Annotated in this window: 2 protein-coding genes and 1 pseudogene; 2 read left to right on the top strand and 1 reads right to left on the bottom strand. The window is 73.7% G+C overall.

Annotated features, from left to right (window positions below; all coding sequences use genetic code 11):
* Both K6I33_RS34245 and K6I33_RS34250 read left to right on the top strand, forming a co-directional pair.
* Nucleotides 1-515: pseudogene (locus K6I33_RS34245) on the top strand (hypothetical protein); the annotation flags it as partial.
* 85 nt (nucleotides 516-600) lie between these two features.
* Nucleotides 601-1,746, top strand: a complete 1,146-nt coding sequence (locus K6I33_RS34250) for a methyltransferase (protein ID WP_229358703.1) — start codon at nucleotides 601-603, stop codon at nucleotides 1,744-1,746.
* Nucleotides 1,747-1,805: 59 nt separating this feature from the next.
* On the opposite strand, the gene K6I33_RS34255 is transcribed toward K6I33_RS34250, so the two are convergent.
* Nucleotides 1,806-2,587: serine protease (locus K6I33_RS34255; protein ID WP_229358704.1), on the bottom strand; the 782-nt coding region annotated here is incomplete at its 5' end.

The raw sequence follows: 2,587 nt of genomic DNA on the forward strand, positions 1-2,587 counted from the left end.
GACAGCCCGAGCCCGGACCCCCCGCCCAGCCGCCCCCGGCCCCGGCCCCGGCGGCCCGCACCGCGCGGTCGCCCCGCACCGGCCCGGCCGACGGCGTGGACCTGCGCCGCCCCGCCCTGCACACCACCGGCACCGTGGGCACCGCCGACCGCACGATCGTCGCCGTGTTCACGCTCCACGCCGAAGGCACCCCCTACGGCAAGGCCTACTCCGACCTCGGCAAGGTGGTGCGGCAGCTGAACGTCCCCGGCGGCACCCACACCCCCGGCGGCTGGTTCGGCACCTGGGGCTCCGGCGTGCGCGTACGGGCCCGGGCGACCACGGACTCCGCCGTCCTCACCACACTGCCCGCGGGAGTCGACGTGCTGGCCGGCTGCCAGAAGCGGGGACAGGTGGTCACCGTCCCCCCGTACACCAACGACTGGTGGGCCTACCTGCCCAAGTACGCCGGCTACATCACCAACATCTACGTCTCCTCGCCCGGCGACAAGCTCCCGGACGTACCCGACTGCTGACCCGCCCGGCCCCGCCGGGGGAGCGGCCGGCCGCCGGACCCGCCGACGGCGGGGCCCGGCGGCCCTCGGCTAGCCTGAACGCACAATGAACCGTTTCACGACGCCACACGGTGAGTACGAGCTCACCCGCTTCCCCGAGGACCCCCGCGACACCCTCCGCGCCTGGGACTCCGCCGACGAGTACCTGCTCCAGCACCTCGCGGAGGCCGGCACGGACCTCTCGGGCACCGTGGTCGTGGTGGGCGACCGGTGGGGAGCCCTGGCCACCGCCCTCGCCGGGCACCGGCCCACCCAGATCTCCGACTCCCACCTCGGCCAGGAGGCGACCCGCGCCAACCTCGCGCGGGCCGGCGTCCCCGCCGGCGACGTACGGCTGCTGTCCACCCGTGACACCCCGCCCGGCCGGATCGACGTCCTGCTCGTCCGCGTGCCCAAGAGCCTCGCGCTCCTGGAGGACCAGCTCCACCGCCTCGCGCCCGCCCTCCACGAGAACACCGTCGTCATCGGCACCGGCCGGGTCACCGAGATCCACACCTCGACGCTCCAGCTGTTCGAGACGCTCCTCGGCCCCACCCGGACGTCCCTGGCCGTGAAGAAGTCCCGGCTCATCTTCTGCACGCCGGACCCCGCCGTCACCCGCCCCGCCAACCCCTGGCCGCACCGCTACGCCCTGCCCACCGGCATCGGCCCGGCCTCGGGGATGACCGTCACCAACCACGCGGGCATCTTCTGCGCCGACCGCCTCGACATCGGCACCCGCTTCTACCTCGCGCACCTGCCGGAGCGTCGGGGCCCCGAGCGCGTCGTCGACCTGGGCTGCGGCAACGGCGTGGTCGGCACCGCCGCCGCGCTGGCCAACCCCGAGGCGGAGCTGCTGTTCACCGACGAGTCCCACCAGGCGGTGGCCTCCGCCGAGGCCACCTTCCGGGAGAACGCCGGACCGGACGCCGTCGCCACTTTCCGTGTCGGCGACGGCCTCGAGGGTGTACCGGCCTCCTCGGTGGACCTCGTCCTGAACAACCCGCCCTTCCACAGCCACCAGGCCACCACCGACACCGCGGCCCGGCGGATGTTCGCCGGCGCCCGCGACGCGCTGCGCCCCGGCGGGGAGCTGTGGGTCGTCGGCAACCGGCACCTGGGCTACCACGTGCGGCTGCGGCGGCTCTTCGGCGGCTGCGAGGTCGTCGCGAGCGACCCGAAGTTCGTGGTCCTGCGGGCCGTCAAGCGCTGACCCCGCCCGTACGTGAGGTCCCGTCCCCGCCGCGCGGGGACGGGACCTCCGTCATGGCGTCAGGTGTTCTGCGCGGTGTCGTGGAGGTTCCTGGCCTCGTCGCCGAAGTAGGGGCCGAACATCGTGTTCGGCAGGAACGTGTAGCCGAAGCTGTTGACCGACGCCTGGAGACCGGCGCCGGTGGACTCGTCGAAGGACGTGAACCACGGTCCGCCGCTGGACCCGCCGGTCATGTTGCAGCCCAGGCCGTGGTCCTGGGTGAGCAGGAAGTCCTTGGAGGACGCCCCGCTGCAGTGGATGAGCTTGCTGCCGTCGTACGGGGACGCCGCCGGGTACCCGAAGGCGTACATGTCCTTGTTGTAGCCGCCGTTGAACTCCAGGCCCTGGCCGCCGACGACGTCCGTGAGCCGCTTGCCGTCCACGGGGCCGACGACGGCGGCTCCGATGTCGTTGTTCATGTCCTCGCTGGCGGTCCACTGGGGCGTGGAGAGCGTCTTGGCCGCCGCCCAGGTGCCGTACGGCGACTGCCCGTCGTGGTAGCCGGGGACGAAGACCCAGTTGGTGTGCCAGCTTCCCTGGTACTTCACACAGTGCCCGGCGGTGAGCACGACGCTGCCGTTCTTGCTGGTCACGGCATCGCCCGAGCAGGACGCGGTGCGGTTCTGGAAGGTGAAGAACACCCGGCCGGTCGTATGGACGACGGCGCCGGCCCCGGTCCACGGCCCGCCGGCCTGCGGGAAGGACTTCACCCGGGAGGACGGGGCCGCCGGGGCGGTGGGCGCGACGGTCGACGCCGTGCCGCGCGGCTCCGGGGCGGAGCGGGCCGCGAGGCCGTCCGGGG

Origin of the sequence: Streptomyces sp. UNOB3_S3 (assembly GCF_020740895.1) — a bacterium.
Classification (GTDB): domain Bacteria; phylum Actinomycetota; class Actinomycetes; order Streptomycetales; family Streptomycetaceae; genus Streptomyces.